We start from the raw sequence: 2,223 nt of genomic DNA on the forward strand, positions 1-2,223 counted from the left end.
AACCTCGTTGGCGTGTCGGGCCACTTACACCGTTGGTCGGACAGTCTCCACTACTCGCGGATCCGGGTCTGAAGCCGCCGGTCTCGAGAAGGCTGCGGGCGATGTAGTTGGTCAGGTTGCGGAAGCCGAGGGCGGAGCCACGCAGGTGCTCGAGGCGACCGTTGAGGGCTTCGGTGGGGCCATTGGAGGTGCCGGGGCGGTCGAAGTAGGCGAGGATGTCCGCGGCGCGTTTCTTCAGAGTCCTGCCCAGGGTTCTGACCTCTTTCAACGCGGCCGGGACGCCGGCGCTGACGGAGTCGATGACGGCCTGCATCCGGGCCTTGCCGGCGGCCCGGCCGGGGTCGCGGTAGGCGCCGATCATCCGCTGGTAGATGCCCCATGTCGCCTCCACTTCGACATGCTCCTCGACGGCGAACAACGCCTCCAGGCGGGCGCACTGACGGTCGGTGAGGAGGTCAGAGCCGGTGTTCAGGGTGCGGCGGGCAGCGTAAAGCGGGTCGCCTTTGCGGCCGCCGTGGCCGGTGGTGGCCTGTTGAACCCGGCGGCGTGTCTCATCGAGGGCGTCCCCGGCGAGGCGGATCACGTGGAACGGGTCAAGGACCGGGACCGCGGTCGGAAGTTCATGCGCGCGGCAGCGGTTTTGAAGCCGGTGAACCCGTCCATCGCGACAACCTCGATGGCATCGCGCCAGGCCTGATCCTGATCACTGAGCCAGGTGGCGAACACCTCACTCGAGCGGCCCTCGACCATGTCCAACAACCGCGCCGGCCCCGTGCGATCACGCACCGGGGTCAGGTCGATGATCACGGTCACGTACTTATCGCCCTTGCCGGTGTGCCGCCAACAGTGCTCATCCACGCCGATGACCGCGACACCGGTGAACCGGTCCGGGTCATCGATCAAGACCCGACGCCCCTCGGCCAGGACCGCATCGTTCGCGGTGTCCCACGCGACCGCCAGCGCTTGGGCGACCCGCGCGACCGTCAAGTGAGACAAGACCAGCGCCTCCAACGCCCACCGCAACGCAGCCCGGGACAGCTTGGCCCGCGGCTCGGCCGCGGCGGTGGTGTCCTGACGCCACACCATCCCGCATTCGCGGCAGCGGTACCGGCGGACTGTAACCTCCAATACCGTTGGCCGCCAACCACATGGCAAATGCGCCAGCCGACGCACGACACTATCGCGCACGCGCCCTTCGCCGCCGCAGCGGCGGCACCACGGATCGGGCTCGATGACCCGACACGCCAGCACCGCCCGGCCCACCTCGATCCGCTGCCCGGTAATGACCAGCCCCAAGCCGTCCACACCGGCGAAGGTGTCCAGATCCGCGCGCGTGAAGGTAACGTCAGCCATGTCGAGGTCTTCCAGATCGAAGGCGTAGGAACCTCCATCATCGGAAGGCCTCGACCCTCAACCAAGCAGCGACGCGCTCACCCAACCCACACTCTCTGTGGTTCCCCCCGAATCGTGGAGGGTTTGGCTATGCGGCTTCCCGGGCGGTGGCCGCGGTGGTTTCGTAGGCGATGGGGCTCATCATGCCTGCTGAGCTGTGTCGGCGCTCGTGGTTGTAGAACCCGTAGCACCAATCGAGCACGACGGCCTGGGCCGCCTGGGTAGTGGTGAACTCGTGCCGGGAGAGGACTTCCCACTCCAGGGAGGAGAAGAACGCCTCCGCGGCTGCATTGTCGAAACACGATCCGACGCGTCCCATGGATTGACGGATCCCGAGCCGGCGGCACAGCCCGGTGAACGAGTTCGCCGTGTAGGTCGAGCCCCTGTCGGTGTGGAAAATGACCCGCTGCGACTCGTTTTCCCGCCAGTTCGGGCCGTTGACCGCGTCGATGCCGCCGCGGGCCGCGACGGCCATCGTGATCGCCGCGCACGCCAGGTCGGCGTCCGGATGGATCCCAGTCGCGGCACCGAGCAGCCGCCGCGAGTACAAGTCGATCACCGTGGCCAGGTACAGCTTCCCGCCCGTGGTCGGGATCTCCGTGATATCCCCAACCCAGCGGGCGTTGGGACGCTCAGCGGTGAAATCCCGGCGCAGCAGGTCCGGGAACTTCGGTGCCGTCTTGTCCTGCCGGGTTAATCCGTTGCGGCGCTTCATCTTTCGCGCGACCAGGCCCTGCCGGCGCATCGAGTCAGCGACCGTCTTCTCACTCACCGTCCACCCGTCCACGACCAGATCGGCGTGTAACCGCGGAGAACCGTGCACACCGCGAC

Annotated in this window: 1 protein-coding gene and 1 pseudogene; both read right to left on the bottom strand. The window is 67.3% G+C overall.

Going from position 1 to position 2,223, the window contains the following annotated elements:
* Positions 1 to 64: 64 nt before the first annotated feature.
* A pseudogene (locus tag BN13_RS17735) lies at positions 65 to 1,353 on the bottom strand (ISL3 family transposase); the annotation flags it as partial.
* 127 nt (positions 1,354 to 1,480) lie between these two features.
* Positions 1,481 to 2,223, bottom strand: a 743-nt coding sequence (locus tag BN13_RS17740) for an IS3 family transposase (protein ID WP_048548328.1), incomplete at its 5' end; no start/stop codon positions are given.

This window comes from Nostocoides jenkinsii Ben 74 (assembly GCF_001046875.1).
Lineage (GTDB): Bacteria > Actinomycetota > Actinomycetes > Actinomycetales > Dermatophilaceae > Nostocoides_A > Nostocoides_A jenkinsii.